Annotated in this window: 18 protein-coding genes; 12 read left to right on the top strand and 6 right to left on the bottom strand. The window is 72.0% G+C overall.

Annotated elements, in window-relative coordinates; genetic code table 11:
- Nucleotides 1-209 precede the first annotated feature (209 nt).
- Nucleotides 210-1,274: a DUF2637 domain-containing protein gene (locus AB0M26_RS03920; protein ID WP_365254038.1), complete on the top strand. Its 1,065-nt coding sequence runs from the start codon at nucleotides 210-212 to the stop codon at nucleotides 1,272-1,274.
- 464 nt (nucleotides 1,275-1,738) lie between these two features.
- On the opposite strand, the gene AB0M26_RS03915 is transcribed toward AB0M26_RS03920, so the two are convergent.
- The 3 genes from AB0M26_RS03915 to AB0M26_RS03905 form a co-directional block, all read right to left on the bottom strand.
- Nucleotides 1,739-2,182, bottom strand: a complete 444-nt coding sequence (locus AB0M26_RS03915) for an ATP-binding protein (protein WP_365254532.1) — start codon at nucleotides 2,180-2,182, stop codon at nucleotides 1,739-1,741.
- Nucleotides 2,183-2,526: 344 nt separating this feature from the next.
- Nucleotides 2,527-4,269 carry a pyruvate dehydrogenase gene (locus AB0M26_RS03910; protein WP_365254035.1) on the bottom strand — a complete coding sequence of 581 codons (1,743 nt, stop codon included), beginning with the start codon at nucleotides 4,267-4,269 and terminating at the stop codon, nucleotides 2,527-2,529.
- A gap of 268 nt (nucleotides 4,270-4,537) precedes the next feature.
- Nucleotides 4,538-5,752 (bottom strand): protein phosphatase 2C domain-containing protein, encoded by a 1,215-nt coding sequence (locus AB0M26_RS03905; protein ID WP_365254032.1) that lies wholly within the window; start codon nucleotides 5,750-5,752, stop codon nucleotides 4,538-4,540.
- A gap of 1,715 nt (nucleotides 5,753-7,467) precedes the next feature.
- Between AB0M26_RS03905 and AB0M26_RS03900 the strand changes: the two genes are divergently transcribed.
- The 3 genes from AB0M26_RS03900 to AB0M26_RS03890 all read left to right on the top strand — a co-directional run bounded on the left by AB0M26_RS03900 (nucleotide 7,468) and on the right by AB0M26_RS03890 (nucleotide 9,900).
- Complete coding sequence (locus AB0M26_RS03900) at nucleotides 7,468-8,472, top strand: helix-turn-helix domain-containing protein (RefSeq protein WP_365254029.1); 1,005 nt, start codon at nucleotides 7,468-7,470, stop codon at nucleotides 8,470-8,472.
- A 345-nt stretch (nucleotides 8,473-8,817) separates the two neighbouring features.
- The gene (locus AB0M26_RS03895; RefSeq protein WP_365254026.1) at nucleotides 8,818-9,300 is read left to right on the top strand and encodes a DUF456 domain-containing protein; all 483 of its coding nucleotides are present in this window, start codon (nucleotides 8,818-8,820) and stop codon (nucleotides 9,298-9,300) included.
- Between the two features lie 231 nt (nucleotides 9,301-9,531).
- Nucleotides 9,532-9,900: a PPOX class F420-dependent oxidoreductase gene (locus AB0M26_RS03890; RefSeq protein WP_365254023.1), complete on the top strand. Its 369-nt coding sequence runs from the start codon at nucleotides 9,532-9,534 to the stop codon at nucleotides 9,898-9,900.
- 280 nt (nucleotides 9,901-10,180) lie between these two features.
- Here AB0M26_RS03890 and rsgA read toward each other — a convergent pair whose 3' ends face one another.
- Nucleotides 10,181-11,281 carry a ribosome small subunit-dependent GTPase A gene (rsgA, locus tag AB0M26_RS03885; protein WP_365254020.1) on the bottom strand — a complete coding sequence of 367 codons (1,101 nt, stop codon included), beginning with the start codon at nucleotides 11,279-11,281 and terminating at the stop codon, nucleotides 10,181-10,183.
- A gap of 517 nt (nucleotides 11,282-11,798) precedes the next feature.
- Here rsgA and AB0M26_RS03880 point away from each other — a divergent pair.
- The 3 genes from AB0M26_RS03880 (at nucleotide 11,799) to AB0M26_RS03870 (ending at nucleotide 15,316) form a co-directional block, all read left to right on the top strand.
- Nucleotides 11,799-13,388, top strand: coding sequence for an ABC transporter substrate-binding protein (locus AB0M26_RS03880; RefSeq protein ID WP_365254529.1), 1,590 nt, complete (start codon nucleotides 11,799-11,801; stop codon nucleotides 13,386-13,388).
- A 78-nt stretch (nucleotides 13,389-13,466) separates the two neighbouring features.
- On the top strand, nucleotides 13,467-14,288 hold the full coding sequence (locus tag AB0M26_RS03875; protein ID WP_365254017.1) for an MBL fold metallo-hydrolase: 822 nt from the start codon (nucleotides 13,467-13,469) through the stop codon (nucleotides 14,286-14,288).
- A gap of 167 nt (nucleotides 14,289-14,455) precedes the next feature.
- A complete protein-coding gene (locus AB0M26_RS03870; protein ID WP_365254014.1) occupies nucleotides 14,456-15,316 on the top strand; it encodes a YhjD/YihY/BrkB family envelope integrity protein in 861 nt (286 codons plus the stop codon).
- A 121-nt stretch (nucleotides 15,317-15,437) separates the two neighbouring features.
- On the opposite strand, the gene AB0M26_RS03865 is transcribed toward AB0M26_RS03870, so the two are convergent.
- Nucleotides 15,438-16,589, bottom strand: a complete 1,152-nt coding sequence (locus tag AB0M26_RS03865; protein WP_365254011.1) for a YihY/virulence factor BrkB family protein — start codon at nucleotides 16,587-16,589, stop codon at nucleotides 15,438-15,440.
- 18 nt (nucleotides 16,590-16,607) lie between these two features.
- Here AB0M26_RS03865 and AB0M26_RS03860 point away from each other — a divergent pair, with 18 nt between their 5' ends.
- Both AB0M26_RS03860 and AB0M26_RS03855 read left to right on the top strand, forming a co-directional pair.
- Complete coding sequence (locus tag AB0M26_RS03860) at nucleotides 16,608-18,272, top strand: acyl-CoA dehydrogenase family protein (protein WP_365254008.1); 1,665 nt, start codon at nucleotides 16,608-16,610, stop codon at nucleotides 18,270-18,272.
- A gap of 303 nt (nucleotides 18,273-18,575) precedes the next feature.
- Nucleotides 18,576-19,976: a GAF domain-containing protein gene (locus AB0M26_RS03855; RefSeq protein WP_365254526.1), complete on the top strand. Its 1,401-nt coding sequence runs from the start codon at nucleotides 18,576-18,578 to the stop codon at nucleotides 19,974-19,976.
- Nucleotides 19,977-20,149: 173 nt separating this feature from the next.
- Here AB0M26_RS03855 and AB0M26_RS03850 read toward each other — a convergent pair whose 3' ends face one another.
- A complete protein-coding gene (locus AB0M26_RS03850) occupies nucleotides 20,150-20,938 on the bottom strand; it encodes a hypothetical protein (protein WP_365254005.1) in 789 nt (262 codons plus the stop codon).
- 192 nt (nucleotides 20,939-21,130) lie between these two features.
- On the opposite strand from AB0M26_RS03850, the gene AB0M26_RS03845 reads away from it, so the two are divergent.
- From AB0M26_RS03845 to AB0M26_RS03835, 3 genes are all read left to right on the top strand, one after another.
- Entirely contained in the window at nucleotides 21,131-21,820 is a 690-nt protein-coding gene (locus AB0M26_RS03845; protein ID WP_365254002.1) for a class F sortase, read from the top strand.
- A 339-nt stretch (nucleotides 21,821-22,159) separates the two neighbouring features.
- Entirely contained in the window at nucleotides 22,160-22,726 is a 567-nt protein-coding gene (locus tag AB0M26_RS03840) for a GNAT family N-acetyltransferase (protein WP_365254000.1), read from the top strand.
- Between the two features lie 102 nt (nucleotides 22,727-22,828).
- Nucleotides 22,829-22,912 (top strand): putative leader peptide, encoded by an 84-nt coding sequence (locus AB0M26_RS03835; RefSeq protein ID WP_309471194.1) that lies wholly within the window; start codon nucleotides 22,829-22,831, stop codon nucleotides 22,910-22,912.
- Nucleotides 22,913-22,928 lie beyond the last annotated feature (16 nt).

Genomic DNA, 22,928 nt, shown 5'->3' with positions numbered 1-22,928 from the left:
CCACCCGACCGGGTGAGGTGACCCGAACGCAACTCCCTTGATGCGTACGCAAGTTCGGTATTTCCGGCCCTATTCGCGTGCCCTGCACCGCTGTTGCGCCGAAACCCCTTGGGGCAAGGCCCGTTTCCGCCAAGATGACGCCCGTCGAGTGCCGCGTCCGTACTCGGCCCACGGCAACAGCGTCACGGAAGCGAGTGCAAGGGACCCAGATGAGACTTACCGACACGTCGCTGAACTGGCTCATCCCGCTCCTGGTGCTGCTCGTCGGCACGGCGGTCGCGGCAGTGGTCATCACCCGCGGCAGGCGCGGCGAAAAGGACGCCACCGGGCCCGTGGACTCCTGGGAACGCAGCGAGGAACGGCGCCGGCGCAAGGAGGCCGTCTACGGCTCGGCGGCCTACGTCCTGCTCTTCTGCTGCGCCGCCGTCGCGGCCGCCCTGTCCTTCCACGGGCTCGTCGGCTTCGGACGCCAGAACCTCAACCTCTCCGGAGGATGGGAGTACTTGGTGCCGTTCGGCCTCGACGGCGCGGCGATGTTCTGCTCCGTCCTCGCGGTCCGCGAGGCCAGCCACGGCGACGCCGCGCTCGGGTCCCGCATGCTGGTCTGGACGTTCGCGGGTGCGGCCGCCTGGTTCAACTGGGTGCACGCGCCGCGCGGGCTCGACCACGCGGGCGCCCCGCACTTCTTCGCCGGGATGTCGCTGTCCGCCGCGGTCCTCTTCGACCGGGCGCTCAAGCAGACCCGCAGGGCCGCGCTGCGCGAACAAGGGCTCGTACCCCGGCCGTTGCCGCAGATCCGCGTCGTCCGCTGGCTGCGCGCACCCCGCGAGACCTTCGCCGCCTGGTCGCTGATGCTGCTCGAGGGCGTACGGAGCCTGGACGAGGCGGTCGACGAGGTGCGCGAGGACCGGCGGCAGAAGGAGCAGCACCGTCTGCGCAGGCGCGACCAGGAGAAGCGGGAGAGGGCGCAGCTGAGGGCCCTCAGCCGGCAGCACGGGCTGTGGGGCCGCCGCGGCGGTCGTCAGGTGGTGGACACCCCGAGCCTCCCGCCCGCCGACGCCCCGTCACGGGCGGAAGCGCCCATGGTGGACCCCGTACCGGTACGGCCGGTGCTCCGTGCCGCATCGGCGGACGGCGGTGAGAGCCCGTCGGGCGGCAGTAGACAGGACCGGCCCGTGACCGTCGACCTCACCGCGGAGGACGACACCCTGACGATCCCCCGGCTCGACTCCCTCGAGCGGAAGCTCAAGGACCTCGAGCAGCAATTCGGCTGAGCCGACGGACGGAACGGACGGACGGGCTGCTCGCCCGTAACGGCACGAGCCGGCACCCACGGCGCGGCCCCGGAAGGCCGCGCCGGAATGCCCCCGGCGTGCGTGAACACCCCGTACGGCGTGCATGTGAATACCCCCGTACGGCGTGCATATGAACACCCCGGGGCGAACGTGACTGCCCCCGGGGCGTGCGCCGCGAACCTGCCCGGAATGTGCCAGGCGTGCGTGAACTCCCCGAGAGGGTGTCTGGCCGCCCCCCGGGGCCTGCGCGAACCTGCCCGGAATGCGCCAGGCGCCCGTGAATACCCCCGGGCGGCGTGCGTGAACACCCCCGGGCGGCGCGTGCGGCCCACCCCCGGCAGCCCGGTACGGCGCGATGCCGTACCGGAACGTGTCCCTGCGGGGGCCGCGCCGCGCGGACCCGCAGGTCCGGTCGCACGACGGCCGAGGCCGGGCGCGATCCGTCAGACCGGTTCCCCGGCCAGCTCGAACCACACGACTTTCCCCGCCCCCACCGGCCGTACCCCCCAAGCGTCCGCCAGCGCCTGGACGAGCATCATCCCCCGGCCGCCGGTCCCCTCACCATCCGGTCTCCGGACCACGGGCCGGCGGTCGGCGAAATCCCTGACCTCCACCCTCAGCCGGTCCTCGTCCTGGGGCGCGGGGACCGCGCCGCCCGGTTCCTGGCCGACCAGGGTCGCCGTCACCTCCGCCTCACGGCCCGTGTGGATCAGCGCATTGGTCACGAGCTCGCTGATCAGCAGCTCTGCGATGTCCGCTCGTTCCTCCTTCCCCCACGACTGCTGCCTCAGCAGCTCCCTCAGCGACTCGCGCACCTCGGCGACTGCCGCCAGGTCCGCCCTCCGCAGGCGCTTGTTCAGTACGGAAACTCCGCGCTGCCCCGCCATCTCCCCCGCCCCGTAAGCCGTATCGGTCCGATCTGGTGCGAACTGGCTCCTGCTCATCATGCCCAGGGGTGCGCACAGCAAAGCCCGGCACCGCCGGGAGAACGGTGCCGGGCCTCAGGGGAGGACGGTCGCTGCGGTCACCCGCTGCACAACAGTCGACAATCGGAACATCCCGCGTACGGCCGGTGCCCATACCGGTCGGGCCGCCGTTCCACCCGTACGGCCGAGCCCCCGCGTCCTACGGGCTCGACGGACTTCGTAACCCCTGCCGTCACTGGCACCGCGACGCCCGCCGTCACTGGCACCGTGACGCCCGCCGTCGCCTGCGCCGTACTCGGCACGGTTCACGGTCGCGGGATGTTCCGTAGGTTGGACCGGGCCATCTGCACCATGCGGCCCACTCCGCCATCCAGCACGATCCTGCTCGCGGAGAGCGCGAACCCCGTCACCATCTCCGCCCTGATCTTGGGCGGGATCGAGAGTGCGTTGGGGTCGGTCACGATGTCGACCAGAGCCGGGCCCTTGTGCTTGAAGGCGTCCCGCAGCGCGCTGCGCACCTGCTTCGGCTTCTCCACGCGCACCCCGTACGCGCCCGCCGCCGTCGCGATCGCGGCGAAGTCCGGGTTCCGGTTGCTGGTCCCATACGACGGGAGGCCGGAGACCATCATCTCCAGCTCCACCATGCCCAGCGAGGAGTTGTTGAAGAGCACGACCTTCACCGGCAGTTCGTACTGCACCAGGGTCAGGAAGTCGCCCATGAGCATGGCGAAGCCGCCGTCCCCCGACATCGCCACCACCTGTCTCTTCCGGTCGAGGAACTGCGCGCCGATCGCCTGCGGCAGCGCGTTCGCCATCGAACCGTGGGTGAAGGAGCCGATGACGCGGCGGCGTCCGTTGGGGGTGAGGTAGCGCGCGGCCCAGACGTTGTTCATGCCCGTGTCGACGGTGAAGACCGCGTCCGCTGCGGCCTCCTCGTCCAGCACCGAGGTCACGTACTCCGGGTGGATCGGGGTGTGCTTCTCGACGTTGCGGGTGTACGCCTTGACGACACCCTCGAGCGCGTCGGCGTGCTTCCTGAGCATCTTGTCCAGGAATCGCCGGTCCTTCTTCACCCGCACCTTGGGCGTGAGGCAACGCAGTGTCTCGCCGACGTCCCCCCACACCGCGAGGTCGAGCTTGGAACGCCGACCCAGGTGCTCGGGCCGTACGTCGACCTGCACGATCTTGACGTCATCGGGCAGGAACGCGCCGTAGGGGAAGTCGGTGCCCAACAGCATCAGCAGGTCGCACTCGTGGGTCGCCTCGTAGGCGGCGCCGTACCCGAGCAGGCCGCTCATCCCGACGTCGTACGGGTTGTCGTACTGGATCCACTCCTTGCCGCGCAGGGCGTGGCCCACCGGGGCCTTCACACGTTCCGCGAACGCCATGACCTCGTCGTGCGCCCCCGAAGTGCCACTGCCGCAGAACAGCGTGACCCGGTCGGCCCGGTCCACCATGCGGACGAGTTCCTCGACCTCGGCGTCACCGGGCCGCACGGTCGGGCGGGACGTCACGATCGCATGCTCCTCGGCCCGTTCCGGCGCGGGCTGCGCTGCGATGTCGCCGGGCAGGGCGACGACGCTGACACCGCTGCGGCCCACCGCGTGCTGTACGGCCGTCTGCATCACCCGCGGCATCTGCCGGGGACTGGAGATCAGCTCGCAGTAGTGGCTGCACTCCTGGAACACCTGGTCCGGATGGGTCTCCTGGAAGTAGCCGGAGCCGATCTCGCTGCTGGGGATGTGCGAGGCGAGGGCGAGGACTGGTGCCATCGAACGGTGCGCGTCGTACAGGCCGTTGATGAGGTGCAGATTGCCCGGCCCGCAGGACCCGGCGCAGGCCGCGAGCCTGCCGGTCAGCTGTGCCTCCGCCCCGGCGGCAAAGGCCGCGCACTCTTCGTGCCGCACCTGGATCCAGTCGATGGCGGAGTTGCGGCGGATGGCGTCCACGATGGGGTTGAGACTGTCGCCGACGACGCCGTAGAGCCGCCGTACACCGGCCCGTACGAGGATGTCGACGAACTGTTCCGCCACGCTCTGCTTGGCCATGGGTTCCTACTCCGGGGTCGAGGTCGGTGTTTCGCTCCCCCCGGTCCACCCAGCCCCCCCCGGGTCCATCAACCCACGGTCCGCGCGCTCGCGCCTCCCGGCCGGTATGGGGAGCGGCACGGGATACGCGGTACGACGCAGGGGCACCCGGGAAAGGGCGTACGGCGTACGGGTGCGCGGCGTAGGACGCACGGGTGCGCGGCGTAGGACGCACGGGTGCGCGGCGTAGGACGCACGGGTGCGCGGCTTGTGGTCCCGGCCGGGCGGACTAATGCTCCTTCTCCCAGACGGCGGCGGCTGTCCGGTCCCCCACGTGCCCGGTGACGCGGCGCTGCACGTCGGCGAGAAAGGCAGCAAGCCCGGGCGGAGCGTGCGAAGCCCACCGCTCGGCGAGCGCGGCGGCGAAGGCAGGCTCGCCGCGCAGCGGCTCCGCCAGGCCCGTACTGCACAGGAGAAGCGTGTCACCCGGGCGGGCGACGGAGGCTCGGAATCGGAAGGACTCGGCGTACGGGTCCGGGTCCCTCCGGTGATCCGGGCCGGGGCCGGGCACGGGGGCCCGCGCGGACGGGCCGGGACGGAGAGGCTCAGCAGGACGGGGATCGGCTGGGCGGGGATCGGCTGGGCGGGAAGGCTCGACGGGGGCAGTGGGTTGCGGAGGCTCCGCGTGGTCGGCGGGCGCGGCGGCGGGTTCCAGGTCCTGCCAGGTGCCATCGCGCAGGCGGAAGAGGCCGCCTCCTCCGACACCGAAGAACACACGCGTACGGCATGCGGGGTCGGCGGGGAGAAGGAGGCAGCGGAGTGTTGCCGTGTACCCGGCCTGATCCAGGCCGAGTTCGGTCGCGCGAGCGCGGAGACTGCCGTAGGCGCGGTCGGTCAGCCGGTGCAGACCGGATTTGAGTTCGCCGCGCCGGCCCTCGCGGATGTCCTCGCCCAGCCGGAGGTGGCTGCGGCCGACGGTCACGCCGATGCTGTGGCAGAGGTCGACTGCCGCCCGGTGGTCGGCAGCGGAGGGGTGCGGGGCATCGGTCACCGGCACGGGCCCGGAGACGGCAACGAGCAGCAGCGCGTCCGCGCCGGACCCGAACCGCGCGGTGACCAGCGCGTCGCGACGGGGCTCACCGCCGTGGCGCGCGCCGTCGCCGCGCAGCGACACGGTGCGCAGCACGAGGGAGCCGTAGCGAGCCCCGTCAAGGACGGTATCCGGCACGAGATCGCCGAGAGCGCCGGGATCGGCGAGCGGCAGCTGGGTGGGCTCCGCCTCACGGGCGAACAGGTGGGTGGGCCCCGCCTCACGGGCGGACGCATTCGGCCTCGCGAGCCCAGCGGCGCCGGCGGGTCTCGGGAGGCCGCCGAGGACCGTGCTCTCCGCGCTCGCCCCGGAGCGCTCACCGTCACCGGAGGCCGGGGGCTGGACGGCTGCCGGTCCGGATCGCGTCGCCGGCGGATCGGCCGGTGACGCCTCGCCCGGCACTCCCGATGGCACCGGCGGAGACGTCGCGGCCGTGCGGCGTGGTGGCCGTGACGCCTCCGGTCCGGGCCGCTCCGAGACGGTCCCCGGCCCGAGCGTCGGATCCGGTACCGGCTGCCCGTCCGCCTCGTCGAACGGGGCGACCCCATGGCCCGGCCCCTGACTCGACCGAGGGTATGCCGGTGCCTCATCACCGGTCCCGAACACGGGAGTTGACGGGAGTACGCGGCCCGAGGACTGCTGGGACACCGCGGACGTGTCGCTCGTACCCCCGGGGGGCTGCGGGGGGCCGTCGCCGAGCGGCTCCGGCGCCTGGGTGTCGTACGAGCCCCCCGCATCCCTCGTCGGAGGCTCCCAGGGCGCCCGGGTCGGGGGAAGGAGCGGCCGGTGGGCGGGAATCCGGGTCCCGGGCGGGGCCCCTGGGGCGGGGGCGACCCCCTGCCACCACTCCCGCCGCGGCTGGAGGGGGCGGGCGCCCCTCTCCGGTACCCGCGGGTGCGGAGGGCGTGCCAGTGACGTCCGCTGCACCGGCGGGCGGGCGCCCGGGCAGTCGCGGGGCGGCCACGTCGGCTCGGGCCACGCCTCGGGCCGTGGCCCGCCCTGGGATGAGTCCACCATGGGGGGCGCGGTCTGCCACCACTCGCCTTCCTCGGCCGCGCGCTGCGGGAGATCAGGCGCGGAGGGCACCGTTCCCCGGGGAGGAAGGCCCACGGCCGGACCACAGGACGGGTCGGCGCTGTGCGCCGTGCCACCGGGCGGAGAGCCGCCCGGGAAGGATCCGCCGGGGAAAGAGCCCCTGGGGAAAGAGCCGCCGGGCGAGGACGCGTCGGACGGCAAGCCCCCGAGCGGGTCGCCGCCGTGTGCCGGGTTCCCGGGAGACATCGCGCCCGCCGGTGGGTCGCTTTGTGACTGGGCGTCCGAGGCAACACACGGCGACGAGAAGGTTGTTGACGTGTTCTTTGCCTCAACTCTCCGTTCCTTCGGGCTCTGTGACAGCCCATAGGGCGACGCATCGTCAGGTGACGGAGCGGCCGATTCAGGTGACGGAGCGGCCGATTCCCGTCCGCCCCTCGACCCCCGGTCCGTCGCCCCCGCGTTCTCCGGGACCGGCTGAGCCCCCGCCGCCGAGTCCCAGGGCAGCACGCCTGGTGACGGAGTGTTCGTCGCCCCGACCGCCCGCGCCGCGGAGTCGAAGCGGTCGTCCACCGAGTCCGTTCCGGGCGCGGGCCCCGTGTCCGGCGTGCCCTCGTCGTACAACTCCCGCCACCAGTCGTCCTCGTGGCGCCGCTCCCCGGGCTGGCTCATGCCCTCAATTGTCCACTGCCGAGCCGTGTCGGGAAGGGCGCGCGGGCTCGCCCGCGCTTGCGAACCGCAGAAGTGCGCCGGGCCATCGGGGTGCAGGGCCCTCCCGCACGGCACCTGTGTACCGGGACGCGGGGCGGCCGGGCCATCGGGCCGCGGACGCCGGACGGGCCCTTCCCCCACGGCAGGACCCGTCCGGCAGCGTCACCGTGGCGGGGCCGTCACCTCCGGCGCACGGCTCCGCAGGGCGCAGCGGCTGACGGGGCGTTGGCCTGTACCACAGTTCCGACACCTTGGCAGAGTGGCCGCCCTTGCGGGGATGATGCTCGCGGCGGGTTTGCGCCGTGGCTCATTTCCGCCACCATCGCCACGCGATACCGCCGCAACACCACGCGGTACCGGGTGCCCAGGGGATCCAGGGGAGTCACATGCTGAGCGCGATCGGTCTCGACGCAATACAGGAGTCGGCGTACCGCACGCTGGTCGGACTCGGCGCCGCCGAGGTCTCCGATCTCGCGCACCGGCTGACGCTGCCGGAGGACGAGGCCGCCCTCACCCTGCGGCGTCTCGAACGGCACGGACTCGCCGCTCAGTCCTCCGCCCGCCCCGGCCGCTGGGTGGCCGCCCCGCCCGCGGTCGCGCTGGGTGCACTGCTGCGGCAGCAGCGCCATGAACTGGAGCAGGCCGAACTCGCGGCGGCGCTCCTCACCGAGGAGTACCGGGCCCAGGCCGCCGAACCGGCAGTGCACGATCTGGTCGAGGTCGTGACGGGCGCGGGCGCCGTCGCCCACCGGTTCCTGCAGTTGCAGCTCGGCGCCACCAAGGAGGTCTGCGCGCTGGTCACGGGGAGGCCGACCACGGTGCGGGGCATGGACAACGACGCGGAGGAGCGTGCGTCCAACCGCGGCGTCGGCTATCGCGTGGTGATCGAGCGCGACGTCCTCTCCGGGCCTTCAGGGATCACCGAGTTGAGGGCGGCGCTCGGCCGCCGGGAACAGGTACGGGTGATCGACCGCGTCCCCACCAAGCTCGTCATCGCGGACGGCGCCCTCGCGATGGTCCCGCTGACGCGCCGCGCCTCCGAGCCATCCGCTGTGGTCGTCCACGCCAGCGGACTGCTCGAATCGCTGACGGGCCTGTTCGAGCGGGTGTGGCGCGAGGCCCTCCCCCTGCACCTGGGCGCCGATGGCGTCCCGTACGAGGGCGGGGCCGACGGGCCGGACGCCACCGACCTGGAGGTTCTCTCCCTACTGCTCGCCGGGCTGACCGACGCGAGCGTGGCGAAACAGCTCGATCTGGGGCTGCGCACCGTGCAGCGCAGGGTGAAGAGGCTCATGGAACTGACGGGGGTGTCCACGCGGCTGCAGCTCGGCTGGCACGCGTACGAGCTGGGCTGGGTGGCACGCGAGGACCCCCGCACGGACGGGCGGTAGGGGCGAACCCGAGCCGGGCCCGGACCGCCGGACGAGCGGCACCCCGAGAGCCGGTCGAGCCGCACCCCGACAGCCGGTCGAGCCGGGCCCCGGACGGGCCCCCCGAGCCAGCTCCCGACCAACCTGCTGTGCAGCCTCCCGACCACGCACCGAGCCGGGTCCCGACCACCTACCGAGCCGCCGTGCCGACCACCTACCGAGCCGCGTGCCGACCACCTACCGAGCCGCGTGCCGACCACCTACCGAGCCGCGTGCCGACCACCCGTCGACGGCGCGTCCCCACCGGCCTCCGCGGGCACTTCCTTCTGGGAAGCGCTGTCCGTCGCATTCCGGCACGCTGGGCCCATGGGGACCTGGCAACTGGTCGCGGTCGGACTGGTGATGCTGCTCGGCCTCCTCGGCGTACTGATCCCCGGTGCCCCCGGCCCCCCGGTCGTGTGGGCCGGAGCGGTGTGGTGGGCTCTCACCGAGAAGACGGCGCTCGCCTGGTGGGTGCTGATGGGCGCGACGGCAGTCCTTCTGCTGAACCAGGCGCTCAAGTGGCTGCTTCCCGCGCGCCGGATGAAAGACGCGGGGATCCCCTGGCAGACGCTCTACACGGGAGGGGCGGCGGGGGTCGTGGGGTTCTTCCTGCTGCCCGTCGTGGGCGCGGTGATCGGATTCGTGGCCGGGATCTACGGCGCCGAGCGGGCGCGGCTCGGCGACCACGGGAACGCCTGGGCGTCGACCCGGGCCGCGATGCGGGCGATCGGGCTCGGCCTGCTCATCGAGCTCTTCGCCTGCCTGCTCGTCGTGGGCGCGTGGACCGGCGCGGTGGCCGCGGGGTGACCACCTGGCACGCGACCGGGGGCAGGCGCACACGTGTACGCGCCGTGACCGCACGCCCACGCCGCAAGCCCCACTCCGCATGCCGCACGGCCCACGCCGTACGCCGTACGCCCCACGCCGCACGCCGTACGGCTCGGGTCGGGTCCGTCCCGCCCGGCCCATGACGGGCTGCACGAGGACCTCGGTCCGGCTGCCGATGCGGGTTGGCCAGGGCGGTGTGATCCTGTCGCCATGACGGAACTGAGCGAGGCCGAACGCGCGTATCTGAAGACCCAGCACCTGGGGCGTCTGGCGACCGTGGACCCGACGGGGCAGCCCCAGGCGAACCCCGTCGGGTTCTTCCCGCAGGAGGACGGGACGATCCTGATCGGCGGCTACCGCATGGGCGCCACCAAGAAGTGGCGCAATCTGCAAGCGAATCCGAAGATTGCTCTGGTCGTCGACGACCTCGCCAGCGTGCGCCCATGGGCGGTACGGGGTGTGGAGATCCGCGGCGAGGCGGAGCTGCTCGTGGGTCCGCACCAGCTCGGCCCGCACTTCAGCGAGGAGGTCATCCGCATCCATCCGCGGAAGATCCACAGCTGGGGCCTCGAGACCTGAGCGCGGCCCCACCCACCCTGCACGGCCCGGACCGTACGGGTGAGGCGAATGCCCACCACCTCTGCATCCGCGTCCCCTGCGGCTGCGCGAGGAGACGAGTCGTCCCGGCCGGAGGCGTGTGCCACCCGTGCCAACCGGCCGCCGCACAAGCGGACTTCACTACCCCGGGCACCCCCGCTCAGATCCCAGCACCAAGCCCCGGAACCCCAGCACCAAGCCCCAGCACCAGGCCCCGGAACCCCAGCACCAGGGCCCAGGGCCCAGGGCCAAGTCCCACCCGTCAGCGGTACCTCCCCCGCTTCCGCTCCATCATGTGACGCCCCAGCGCCTGCTTCTGCTTCCAGTCCCGGCGGATCTCCGCCCGCAGCCGGGCGTCCGTGCGGGCGGCGAGCCGCTCGTTCTCGCGCAGCAGTTTGCGGTAGCTCTCCAGCCTGCGCTCCGGGAGTTCGCCGCTCTCCAGCGCCTCCATCACACGGCAGCCCGGTTCCACGGTGTGCGCGCAGTCGTGGAAACGGCACGCGCGGGCGAGCACCTCGATTTCGGCGAAGACCTGACCGACCCCCGCTTCCGCGTCCCACAGTCCGACGCCCCGCAGCCCCGGGGTGTCGATCAGCACGCCACCGCCGGGCAGCGGCAGCAGATCGCGGGTGGTGGTGGTGTGCCGCCCCTTGCCGTCGCTGTCGCGCGTGCTCCGGACCTCCTGGACGTCCTCGCCCAACAGGGCATTGGCGAGGGTGGACTTGCCCGCGCCGGACTGGCCGAGCAGAACTGCCGTGCCGCCCCCGAGCGAGGCGGCGAGCACGTGCATCCCCTCCCCGGTCACCGCGCTGACCGCGTGGACATCGACGCCGGGAGCCGTCGCCTCCGTGTCGGCGATCAGATATGCGAGCCCGGACGCGTCCGGTACGACGTCGGTCTTGGTCAGGACGACCAGCGGCCGCGCCCCGCTCTCCCAGGCCAGGGCGAGGAACCGCTCGATCCGGCCGAGGTCCGGTTCGGCGGCGAGGGAGACGGCGATGAGGGCGTGGTCCACGTTCGCGGCGAGGACCTGTCCTTCCGACTTCTTGGAGGATGCCGAGCGAAGGAACGCGGTACGGCGCGGCAGCAACGCCCGTACAACCTGCTGGTCGGGGTCGAGCGCCGCCCAGTCGCCGGTGCAGGCGATCCGCAGCGGGTCGGGTGACCACACGGGCGCGGTGTCGGCCCGTACGGTCAGGACTCCCTCGCCACCGGGGCCGGCGATGACCGCGTCACAGCGGCCGCGGTCGACCCGCACGATCCGCGCGGGCAGGAGGCCGCGGTCGGCGTAGGGGAAGAAGTCTTCGGCGAACCCGCTGTCCCAGCCGTAGGGCGCGAGCAGGTGCGAAGTGTGGTTGTTCAACGGGATGAACCCTTCGAGGGGGTGGTCCCTCGGCGAGCGGGACGGCGGGCCTGCAGCGGCGGCGGGCCGTCGGTCAGCCGGAGACCACGGAGGTGGGATCGATGGTCTTCTGGATGCGGGAAGCGCTCATCGCAACGACGGTCATCAGTCCTCACCTCCCGGTCTTCTACGACTGGATGGCGGGGCCCCATATAAGGCCCCCGCCGGGGTCTCGCGAAGCCTAATCCGGCGCTGTACGGGGGCGCCAATGGTTTTTCGGTGGCCTTCCCCGTGACGGCTCCGGCGGCCCTCGGCGATTCGCCTTGCCGTCCGGCAAACGAGTTCTGCCCCCGGCTGTACTGCGAGTCAGTACGGCGTCTACGGTATGGGATCGGATCCGCTCTTCTCCGGGGAGCAGTTTCCCGAATTTCCACCCCAATCAGGGAGTTCGGGTGACCGAGAGCGGCCGCCGACTCCCCCCACGGTGCATGGGCGCACCGGTAGGCGAACGGAAAGTGTGAAGAACGTGCAGTTGTGGATACGTCGCCGGTGGCTGGCAGGTCTGCTCGGAGCGGGAACAGTCGCTGGATTGCTGACGGGGTGCGGTGCGGGAGAGGCCGGCAGTGGCAGCGAGGGGGAGGCGGTCGTCATGGGGACGACCGACCAGGTGCAGTCCCTCGACCCGGCCTCGGGCTACAACGTCGGTTCCTGGATGGTGTTCAACAACGTCTTCCAGTCTCTGATCAGTTTCCCGCGCGGCTCCAACACCCCCCAGCCGGAAGCCGCGGACAGTTGTTCCTTCACCGACGGCAACAGCACTGTGTACCGCTGTGAGCTGAAGGACGGGCTGGAGTTCAGCAACGGCAACAGCCTCACGTCCGAGGACGTCGCGTACTCCTTCAAGCGCACGCTGAAGATCAAGGACCCCAAAGGCCCGTCCTATCTCCTCCAGTCCCTGGACCGGGTGGAGACCCCGGACGGCAAGACGGTCGTCTTCCATCTCAAGCACTCCGACGCCACGTTCCCCATGAAGATCGCCTCGAGTGCGGGCGCGATCGTCGACCACACGGAGTACCCGGCGGACAAACTGCGCACGGACGGCAAGGTCGTCGGTTCCGGCGTTTACACACTGGATTCGTTCGACCGGAAGAAGGCCGTCTTCTCCGTCAACGAGGGATACAAGGGCGAAGCCGACGTCCGGAACTCCGGCATGACGATGAAGTTCTTCGAGGGCGACCAGGCCGGTCTGCGCAAGGCGGTGCAGAAGGGCACTGTGGATTTCGCCTACCGCGGCCTGGCGGCGCAGGACATTCACGAACTGGAGACCGCGACCGACTCGGACCGGCGGGGAGTGGAAGTCGTCGACGGCGCCAGCGCCGAGGTGATGCACCTGGTCTTCAACATGCGTGATCCGGTGGCGGGCAAGCTCGGCGTCCGCAAGGCCATCGCGTACCTCGTCGACCGCCAGGCCCTGGTGCGCGATGTGTACCAGCGCACCGCCAAGCCGCTGTACTCGGTCATCCCCGCCGGGATCACCGGTCACAAGACGCCGTTCTTCGACAAGTACGGTGACCGGCCGCAGCAGGAGAAGGCGGCCTCCACGCTGCGCAAGGACGGCATCAAGGGCAAGGTCGAGTTGACGCTGTGGGCCACCCCCATACGCTTCGGGGCCAGCACCGTGCCCGCGGTCAAGGAGGTCGCCCGGCAGCTCAACGCGAGCGGGCTGTTCGACGTCGACGTGAAGAGCGTCCCCCTCGACGCGTACGAAAAGGGCATCGCCAAGGGCAAGTACGGTGCCTACGTCAAGGGCTGGGTGCCCGACTACCCGGACCCCGACATCTTCATCTCGCCGTTCTTCAGCCGGAACAACATCGTCGCGAACAACTACCTGTCGAAGCGCATCGTCGACAAGCTCATCCCCGAGACGGTGGCCCAGCCCGACCGGCTCGTGACCACCGGGAAGTTCGCGGAGATACAGTCCATCGTCGCCGACGACCTGCCCGTACTGCCGCTGTGGCAGGGCAAGCAGTACGCGGTGGCCCGGGACAACGTGTTCGGTATCGCCTGGAGCCTCGATGCCTCGACCGTCCCGCGCTTCTGGGAGATCAGCAAGAGCAACGAGGAGTGACCTTCCGCCGGAGGCGGCGGCGCGGCCATGGTGTGAGACTGGGTAGGGAGAGGCCTTCCGCGCACCCGGGAGGAGGCCATGGACGCACCACTCGCCGTCACCAGGGTCACCCACAGCTGCCTTCTGATCGAGATCGGCGGTCTGACGCTGCTCACGGACCCCTGGTTCAGCGAGCGGACGGCCTACCACCCCGGGGAGCCGATCGCCTTCGGCGTGGCGGACCTGCCCGACCTGGACGCCGTCCTCATCAGCCACCACCACTACGACCACTGCGACCTCGAGGCGTTCGCGTCCTATCGGGACAAGGACGTGCCGATGCTCGTCGCGGCGCCCGTCGTCGAACGGGCCAGGAGAGCCGGATTCCGCGAGGTCCGCGCCCTCTACCCCTGGGAGAGCACCCGGCTCGGCGCCCATGCGGGGCGGGCCGGGCGGACGGACGGCACCGGTGACGGCGCGAGCGGCGGTTCGTTCCGCCTCGAGGACCTGACCGTCACCGCCGTCCCGGCCCGGCACAAGGTGTACGAGGTCACCTTTGTCGTCCAAGGCGGCGGGCAGACCGTCTACTTCGCCGGGGACACCCTGCTGGTCCCCGAACTGCAGGAGCTGGCCGGGCGCTTCCCCCACATCGATCTGCTGCTCGTCCCGACCAACGGTCTACGGCTGCGCCCGCTGTTCAACCGGCAGGTGGTGATGAGCGCGCAGGAGGCGGCCACCCTGACCTCGTGGCTGCGGCCGCGGGTGGCGGTACCGCACCACTACGCGTACTCCAGCGGGCCGGTCGGGGACCGGCTGATCACCAAGGCCGATCGGGATCCGCAGAACTACGTCCGCGCCGCACGGGTGGCAGCGCCCGGAACGGAGGTACGGGTCATCGCTCCGGGCGAGCGCCTCACGGTCTGAGCCCCGCAATGCATCCCCCCGGGCCGTACGCCCGAGCCCGCCCGCGGCCCAGCCTTCTCCGGCCGGGCCGTCCCCGCGTCCAGCCCCGCGTCCGTACGTCTGAGCCATTCCGGGGTCTCTCCGTGCCCCGTCGCACTCCGGTGATGCCCACGGGGTAGCGACATTCCATGCGCGAGAACTCTTCCGGGGCCGAGGGCGGCGCATCGGCGTGGAGGAGGCTGTATCACGGACTCCTCCGCTCCGCCGCGGCCCGCGGATGGCAGCGGGCCGGCGACATGGAGCTGATGCACCGCTCGATGGGGTTCGCCGCGCTCGGATTCCTCACGCTGGTGCCGCTGCTCATCGTCGTCGCCGCGGTCGACCCGGCGAACGGCCAGGGCTTCGCCGAGTGGCTGAGCGAGGGTCTCGGAGTCTCGACGCGTGCCCAGGCCGACGTCGAGGAGTTGTTCGCCTCGCCGCGGCAGGCGCTGGAGGCCACGACGGCGTTCGGTCTCGCCGCGCTCTGCGTCTTCGGCCTGACGTTCGGTTCGGCCGTCCAGACCGGCTACGAGAAGGTGTGGGAGCTGTCGGCTGCGCGCTGGCACACCATGTGGCGGCACATGATCTGGCTGGCCGCGCTGATCGGCTATCTCTTCGTGTCGGCCCAGATCACCCAGGACCGCCAGCCGACGACCAGCGACTTCCTGCGGACCCTGTGGCACTTCCTCAGCGCGGCGCTGAGCGCCGTGCTGTTCTTCTGGTGGTCGCAACGCCTGCTGCTCGGGGGCCGGGTCGGCTGGGGTGCGCTGCTGCCCGGCGCGGTCTCCACGGCCATCGGCCTGATCGGACTGCGGGTCTTCTCCCGGCTGGTGTTCTCGCCGCTCATCGCGTCCAGTGCCGTGACCTACGGCCCCTTCGGGACGGTTCTGGTGGTCCAGTCGTGGCTGGTGGGCGTCGGGGTCGTCGTGTTCGGCGGGGCGCTCGTGGGTCGGCTGATGCACGAGGAGGCGCCCCGCGCGGCCCAGCTCCTCTCCCGTCACGTCCGCTGACCGCCCGCACCCGCCCGCACCCGCCCGCATCCGCCCCCGGCTCGCACCCGCTGCCGGTCCGGCACCGTTGCGGGCCCCGCCGCGCGCCCGGTCCGGTCGATCGGTCCGGTCGATCGGTCCGCTACTCGTCCCGCTTGGCGTGCAGCCGCGCCCTGACGTCCTCCGGGGGCAGGAACTGGGCCCACCGCTCGGGGAATTCGGACGGCGGCTCGCTGTCACCCTCCTCCGGATCGTCCTCCTCCCACTCCTCCTCGGAGTCGTCCAGGCGGGCCCTGGCCGCCCGTTGCGCCGCCGCCCGGGCGATCAGCTCCTCGGCCGCGGCCTCACGGACACGCTCGTTCGCCTCGCGCGCCGCGGCGGTCGCGACCGACGGCCACACCCGGTCGATCGCCGCGTTGACCGCCGCCCCGACGAGTACGGCGAACGCCGAGACGCCGATCCACAGCAGGACGGCCACGGGCGCGGCCAGCGATCCGTAGATCGTCGGCCCCTCGACGGTGTTGATGAGGTAGATCCGCAGCAGGAAGCTGCCGAGGACCCACATCGCCAGGGCCACCAGCGCACCGGGGATGTCCTCCACCCACGGTGACCGTACGGGTACGGAAACGTGGTAGAGCGTGGTCAGGAAGGCCACGGACAGCACGAGGACCAACGGCCAGTACAGGACCCGTACCAGCCCCTCGCTCCACGGCACGACGTCCATCACCGCATCCGGGCCCGCCACCATCAGCGGCAGCACCACCGCCCCCACGCCCAGGCCGATCAGGTACAGCAGGAAGGCGACCAGTCGGGTCTTGACGATGCCGCGGACCCCGTCGAGCCCGTACATCACGGTGATCGTGTCGATGAAGACGTTCACCGCCCGGGAACCGGACCACAGGGCGAGGGCGAAGCCCAGCGAGATGACGTCGGGGCGGCCCCGGGTGACGTCGTTCAGGAGGGGCCGGGCGATCTCCTCCACGCCGCGGTCGGAGAGCACGGTCCCCGAGGCGGTGAGGATGTTCTGCCGGATGCTGTCGATCGTGTCGGTGCCGGTCCAGTCGTCGAGATAGCCGAGCAGCCCGATGAGGCCCAGCAGCAGCGGCGGCAGCGACAGCAGCGTGAAGAACGCCGCCTCGGCGGCCAAACCCAGAATCCGGTACTCCACACAGGAGTTGACCGTGTCCTTCAGCAGCAGCCAGGCCACTCGCCGTTTGGACACATGCGGATAAAGGGCGCGTGCCCTGCGCCAGCGGCTCGTCGACCGCCTGGGGGATGACTCTGCTGCTCGCACCTCCTTAACGTATCTGTCATGGGAGCCTCGACTCACACCGTCACCAATCAAGCTCCGCCGCTCACCGGCTACGACGTCTTCGGAGCCGACGCCGCGCTCGGCGAGGCCGTGGCCCGGCACACCGCACCGGAGCGGCTGGAGGAGGTCCGGGAGGAGCTCGGGGAGCTGGGGCGGGCCGCGGGTTCCGCGCAGGCGCAGGAGTGGGGCGACCAGGCCAATGAGAACCCACCGGTGCTGCACACGCACGACCGCTACGGCCACCGCGTCGACGAGGTCGAGTTCCATCCCGCCTGGCACCGCCTCCTGCGCAAGGCCGTCTCCCACGGGCTGACGGACGCCTGGACCCGCCCCGGCGGGCACGTGCGGCGCGCGGCCGCCTTCCTTGTGTGGACGCAGAACGACCCCGGCCACGGCTGTCCGGTGTCCATGTCACACGCCGCGGTCCCCGCCCTGCGCACCGAGCCGGAGCTGGCTGCCGCCTGGGAGCCGCGACTGACCTCACGGATCTACGTGCCGGAGCTCCGGCCCGTCGACCGGAAACCGGGCGCCCTCGTCGGCATGGCGATGACCGAGAAGCAGGGCGGCTCCGACGTACGCGCCAACACCACGCGGGCCGAGCCGCTCGCCGCCGAGGGCGAGTACGCCCTCACCGGCCACAAGTGGTTCTGCTCCGCTCCCATGTCGGACGGCTTCCTGGTGCTGGCCCAGGTGCCCGAGGGCGCCTCCCGTGGCGGGCCCGCGGGCGGCCTGACCTGCTTCCTGCTCCCCCGCGTGCTGCCGGACGGCACCCTCAACCACTTCCGCATCCAGCGGCTCAAGAACAAGCTCGGCAACCGCTCCAACGCCTCCGCCGAGGTCGAGTTCGACGGGACGACGTGGGCACGCCGGGTCGGCGAGGAGGGCCGCGGCATCGCCACCATCATCGGCATGGTCGCGGCGACGCGGCTGGACTGCGTGACCGGGGCGGCGTCGGTCATGCGCCAGGCAGTGGTACAGGCCGTGCACCACAGTGCGCACCGCAGCGCCTTCGGCGGGCTGCTCGTCGACAAGCCCCTGATGCGCAACGTCCTGGCGGATCTGGCGCTGGAGTCCGAGGCGGCGACGACCCTTGCGCTGCGGCTGGCCGCCGCGTACGACGCGGGGACGGAAGCGGAGCGGCATTTGCTGCGCATCGCGGTCCCGGCCGCCAAGTTCTGGGTGACCAAGCGCTGCACCCCGGTGGCGGTCGAGGCTCTGGAATGCCTGGGCGGCAACGGCTACGTGGAGGAGTCCCGCATGCCGCGGCTGCTGCGCGAATCGCCGCTGAACTCCATCTGGGAGGGCGCGGGCAACATCCAGGCGCTGGATGTGCTGCGTGCGCTTCAACGCGAACCCGCCGCCCTCGACGCGTTCCTCACCGAACTCGGACAGGCTCGCGGCGCCGACCACCGTCTCGACGACGCCATCAAGGACATGCTCACCGAACTCGCCGATCTGAGCGGGATCGACGCACGGGCGCGGCGGTTGGTGGAGCGGATGGCGCTCACGCTCCAGGGCTCGCTGCTCGTACGGTACGCGCCGCCCGAAGTCGCGGACGCGTTCTGCGCCTCGCGACTGGGCGGCGACTGGGGCGGCTCGTTCGGCACGCTTCCGCACACTCTGGACCTGGCGTCGGTCGTGGAGCGTGCGCGCGTGCCGCTCTGAGGATCCGGGGGAGGCATCCGAAGGAGCCGTCCGCCCCCGAACCGGGGTGGCGCCGCGCCGACACGGCACCACCCCCGTCCGCGTACGTGCCCCACTCTGGTGCGCTTCCGCCGTCGCGCACAAACGTTGCGGAGGGTTGCAGCAATTACGCCAAGTACCCGCGCAGTCGCGGCGACCGGCGGCACCATATGGAGAGCACGACGCCACAAGGCGAGCAGAACTGCCCGGACCCGCCCTTTCCCGCATCGATCGCCCTCCCTGTCCATCTCGGAGACCGGATCCGTGAACGACGAACCGCTGGACATGGCCCGGCTGTCGGCCATGGGAACCCGCCATGCCACCCGACTCCTCAGCGGCGTGCGGGCGGCCGCGCTGGCCGGCACGCCGGCGCGGTTCACCCCTCGCAAGGTGATCGACGAGTCGTGGCACCGGGTCCTTCGGCACGGTGTCGACCCCGACCAGGGCGGCCACTCGGGCCTGTTGGGCCTGGACGAGGTCGAGCACCGGCGCCGCTCCACCCCGCTCGCCTCGGTGCTGCAGACCCTGCGCGAGGGTCTGATGGCGGAGGCCGACGAGGCCTGGCACATGATGGTGGTCAGTGACGCCGAGGGCCGGCTGCTGTGGCGGGACGGCAACGCGGCAGTCCAGCGGAAGGCCGACCAGCTCGGCTTCTGCGTGGGCGCGAGCTGGGCCGAGGAGGTGGCGGGCACCAACGCCATCGGCACCGCGCTGGTCTCCCGGTCCCCCCTGCAGGTCCACTCCGCCGAGCACTTCGTCCGCGCCTTCCACACCCTCTCGTGCGCGGCCTCGCCCGTACGGGACCCGCGCGACGGGCGGCTGCTGGGCGTCGTCAACGTGACCGGCCCCGCCGCCGCGATCCATCCCTCGACGCTCGCCCTGGTCACCGCGGTCGCCCGGGTCGCCGAGGGCGAACTGCGCGAGCAGCACCGGGTGGCCGTCGACCGGCTCAGGGCGGTGGCCGCGCCGGTCCTGGCCCGGGTGGGCGGCCGAGCGCTGGCGGTGGACCGCGCCGGGTGGACGGCCGGGGTGACCGGCATGCTGCCCCTGGACCGGGTGCAGCTTCCCAAGTCCGTCCGGGCCGGCCGGGTCTGGATCCCCGCGCTGGGCACATGCACTGCGGAACCGCTGCCGGACGGCTGGCTGCTGCGCGTCGAGGACGCCGTCACCCTCGGGGACGGTGACGGCGCCGAGCCGAGCCGGGTCGTCCTGGATCTGCGCCGGTCCGGGCAGCCATCGCTGTCCGTCACGGGCGCGGCGGGCAGCTGGAGCCAGGAACTGTCGCCGCGACACGCGGAGTTGCTGTATGTCCTGGCGTGCCATCCCGAGGGCCGTACGGCATCGCAGCTCGCCGGAGATCTCTTCGGTGAACCCGATCGCCAGGTGACGGTGCGGGCCGAACTGTCGCGCGTACGGCGGACGTTGGCCGGAGTGCTCGACCACCGCCCGTACCGCTTCGCCGAGGGGGTGCGGGTCGAGCTGCTCACCCCGCGGGACGCCGCGGACCTGCTGCCGCACTCGACGGCTCCGGCGCTGATCGCGGCGCGTGCGCCGGGGGGCGGGCCCCCGCCGGGCGCCGGCGGCAGGGGCGGGACGGGTGGCAGGGGCAGTACGGTCGCAACGGGCGGCACGGACCGTACGGGCGGCACGGACGGTACCGGCGGCAGAGGCGGTACGGGCGGCTGATGTCGGGGGCGCCGCGCGCGTCCAGGCCAACGAGGCTCCTGGTGAACAGGGTTCGGAGCGGGGCCGAGTGACCTACGGGGTCAGGTCCGACGGGCGGCTGATGTCGGGGGTGCCGCGCGCGTCCAGGCCAACGAGGCTCCTGGTGAACAGGGTTCGGAGCGGGGCCGAGTGACCTACGGGGTCAGGTCCGACGGCCGCCGGCGGATGAGGTAGTAGCCGCCGGCCGCGAGCGACGCCGAGACCAGACCGACCCCCAGCGCGACGGTGACGGGAGGCACCCGCTGCGAACCGCCGCCGACACCGGCACGGACCGGCCTCTGCGGAATCGCCGGGGCGCTGCGCTCGGGCGGCGGCGCGGCGGTGGCAACGCCGTGTGGAGGAACGACGGCGTCGGCACCTTGCGCGGCTCCTGCACCCGGCGCGCTCGTGCCGCCCTTCCCGGCCTCACGCTCCTTCGCCGCCCGGTCGCCCTTCCCCTTCGGCCCGCCGGCCTTCTCCGCCTTCCCCGCCTTCCCCGCCTTCTCCTGCCGGTTGGCGCCGCCCGCGACCCGGTCCTCCCCGGTCCGTCCACCATCGCGCGGCTCCACCCGGAAGCGTCCGCCCGTGACGGTCCAGCCGCCGCACGTTGCCGCGACCGTGTGCATACCGGGTTCGACGGCCGCGAAGATCCGGGGCCGGGCGACCGAGGACGACGTACCGCGCTGCCCCGTGAGCCGGGTGCGCGGGAAGGCGTTGGACTCGACGATCGCGTCATAGGCGCGGCCCGTACCGCGGCAGCTCCGGCCCCCGACCGTGATCGTGACCGTGTCGCCCTGCTTCACCGTCCTCGGTGTGACGACGATGTCGCCCGGGCCGGGCCGGCTCGGCTCCGCGGCCGCGGGCGGAGCGGACAGGCCGGCGGCGGGCAGGCCGGCAGCGACCACGGCGACGGCGGCGGCCACGACGGCCCGGGAGGCGTACATGTTCCTACGCTGGCCCGCCCCGGCCCGGCGCGCATGCGGCGATGCTCCGGCCGGGTGGGGCTCTCCCGCCCGCAGCGCGCACGCCACCCGTTCGCCCGCCCCTGGTCGCCGTGCCAACCACCGCGCCCTAGCGTGCCGAGAGAACCAATCGCCACCAATGGGACAACACGGATCACGCCAAGGGGGAGACAGATGTTTTCCAGGAACCGCCCCGGCCGCGGCGCCTATGCGCCGGTACGCAAGAAGCGCTCGCCCTGGGGTTTGATAATCCTCGCCCTCCTCATCGGTGTGGCTCTCATACGGAACGGCGTCGCTCAGGAGTCGGGTCCGCCGCAGCCGACCTCCGAGTCCGCGGCGGACACCCGTACCGCGTCCTCGCCGGCGCCGGCGAGGAGCGCGCCGAAGAAGCCGGTGCCCGAGGCGCTGGGCACATCCCTCCCGAGCCGCGTCGCCATCCCCGCAATCCGGGTCGACGCACCGCTGATGCAGGTCGGCCTCGACCCCGAGGGATGGGTCGCCTCGCCTCCGGCGACGGAGAAGAACCTGGCCGGCTGGTACAAGGACAGCGTCACTCCCGGCGAGAACGGGACCGCGGTCATCGTCGGGCATGTGGACAACAAGGCCGGGCCCGTCGTGTTCTACAACCTCGGCGCCCTCAAGAAGGGCCACACGGTGGAGGTGAACCGGCAGGACGGCCGTACGGCGGTCTTCGAGATCTACGGCATCGAGGTGTTCGACAAGCAGCAGTTCCCCGCCGGACGGGTCTACGGGGACACGGGCAGGCCGGAGTTGCGCGTCATAACGTGTGGTGGCGGTTTCTCCAAGGCGAAGGGCTACGCCGGAAACGTGGTCGTCTTCGCCCGGATGACCCACGTCCGCTGATCCGGGCCGGACGTCCGCCGACCCGGGCCCGGATGACCGACGACCCGGGCCCGGATGACCGACGACCCGGGCCCGGACGTCCGCCGACCCGGGCCCGGACGTCCGCCGACCCGGGCCCGGACGTCCGCCGACCCGGGCCCGGATGACCGCCGACCCGGGCCCGGATGACCGACGACCCGGGCCCGGATGACCGGCGCACATCCTGTCGTCCGGAATGTGAGACACCCGTGCGGGTCCCGGCGAGCATGATGCATCACACCCCGCGCCGGGGCCCGGACCGGGACGCCGGAACCCGGGCCCGAGTGGGACCGCACACACGGCCGTGGTTGGCTGTGGTCCATGAGCATCATGGTCACCACCTGGTCCCTGGAGCAGACCTCGCCCGCCGACCTCGCGCCCGCGGACCCGCCGGCGGTGGACAGCGGTGTCCGCGTCGCCCGCTCCGAGGTCGCCTCGCCCGAGTTCAGCCGCTTTCTCTACACGGCTGTCGGCGGCGACGTGACCTGGACCGACCGGCTGGGCTGGACGTACGAGCGGTGGCAGGCGTTCCTGGACCGGCCGGGTGTGGAGACCTGGGTCGCGTACGACCACGGGACCCCGGCCGGGTACATCGAACTGGAGGCCCAGGGCGAAGGTGTCGTCGAGATCGCCTACTTCGGTCTGATCCCCGCATTCCGCGGCCGCCGCATCGGCGGCCATCTTCTGAGCGAGGGCACGGCCCGCGCGTGGGACCTGGCCGAACGCCATCCGCAGATCGCCCCGACCAAGCGCGTCTGGGTGCACACCTGCAGCAAGGACGGGCCGTTCGCGCTGGACAACTACCGGCGTCGCGGCTTCCGGCTCTTCGACACCTCGACCGCCGAGGAGCCGGAGACGCCGGCTCCCGGCCCGTGGCCCGGTGCGTAGGGGCGCGTGACCCTCACCACATCGTCTCGCAGAATGGGACATCGCTGTCCACATAATGGATGCCGGTGGACGCTCCTGAGAGTGCCATGACACGCTTTCGCCATGTCTCGAGCTGGAATTGCCTTGGTGAGTCGGCGCCATGTCGACCTCGGCCGCATGTCCAGCGCCATCTGTCCGGCGGGCTGACAGTCTCAGCACCGCC

The sequence above is a fragment of the Streptomyces sp. NPDC051776 genome (genome assembly GCF_040681345.1).
GTDB lineage: Bacteria > Actinomycetota > Actinomycetes > Streptomycetales > Streptomycetaceae > Streptomyces.
This window is presented reverse-complemented; position numbering and strand designations above follow the sequence as displayed.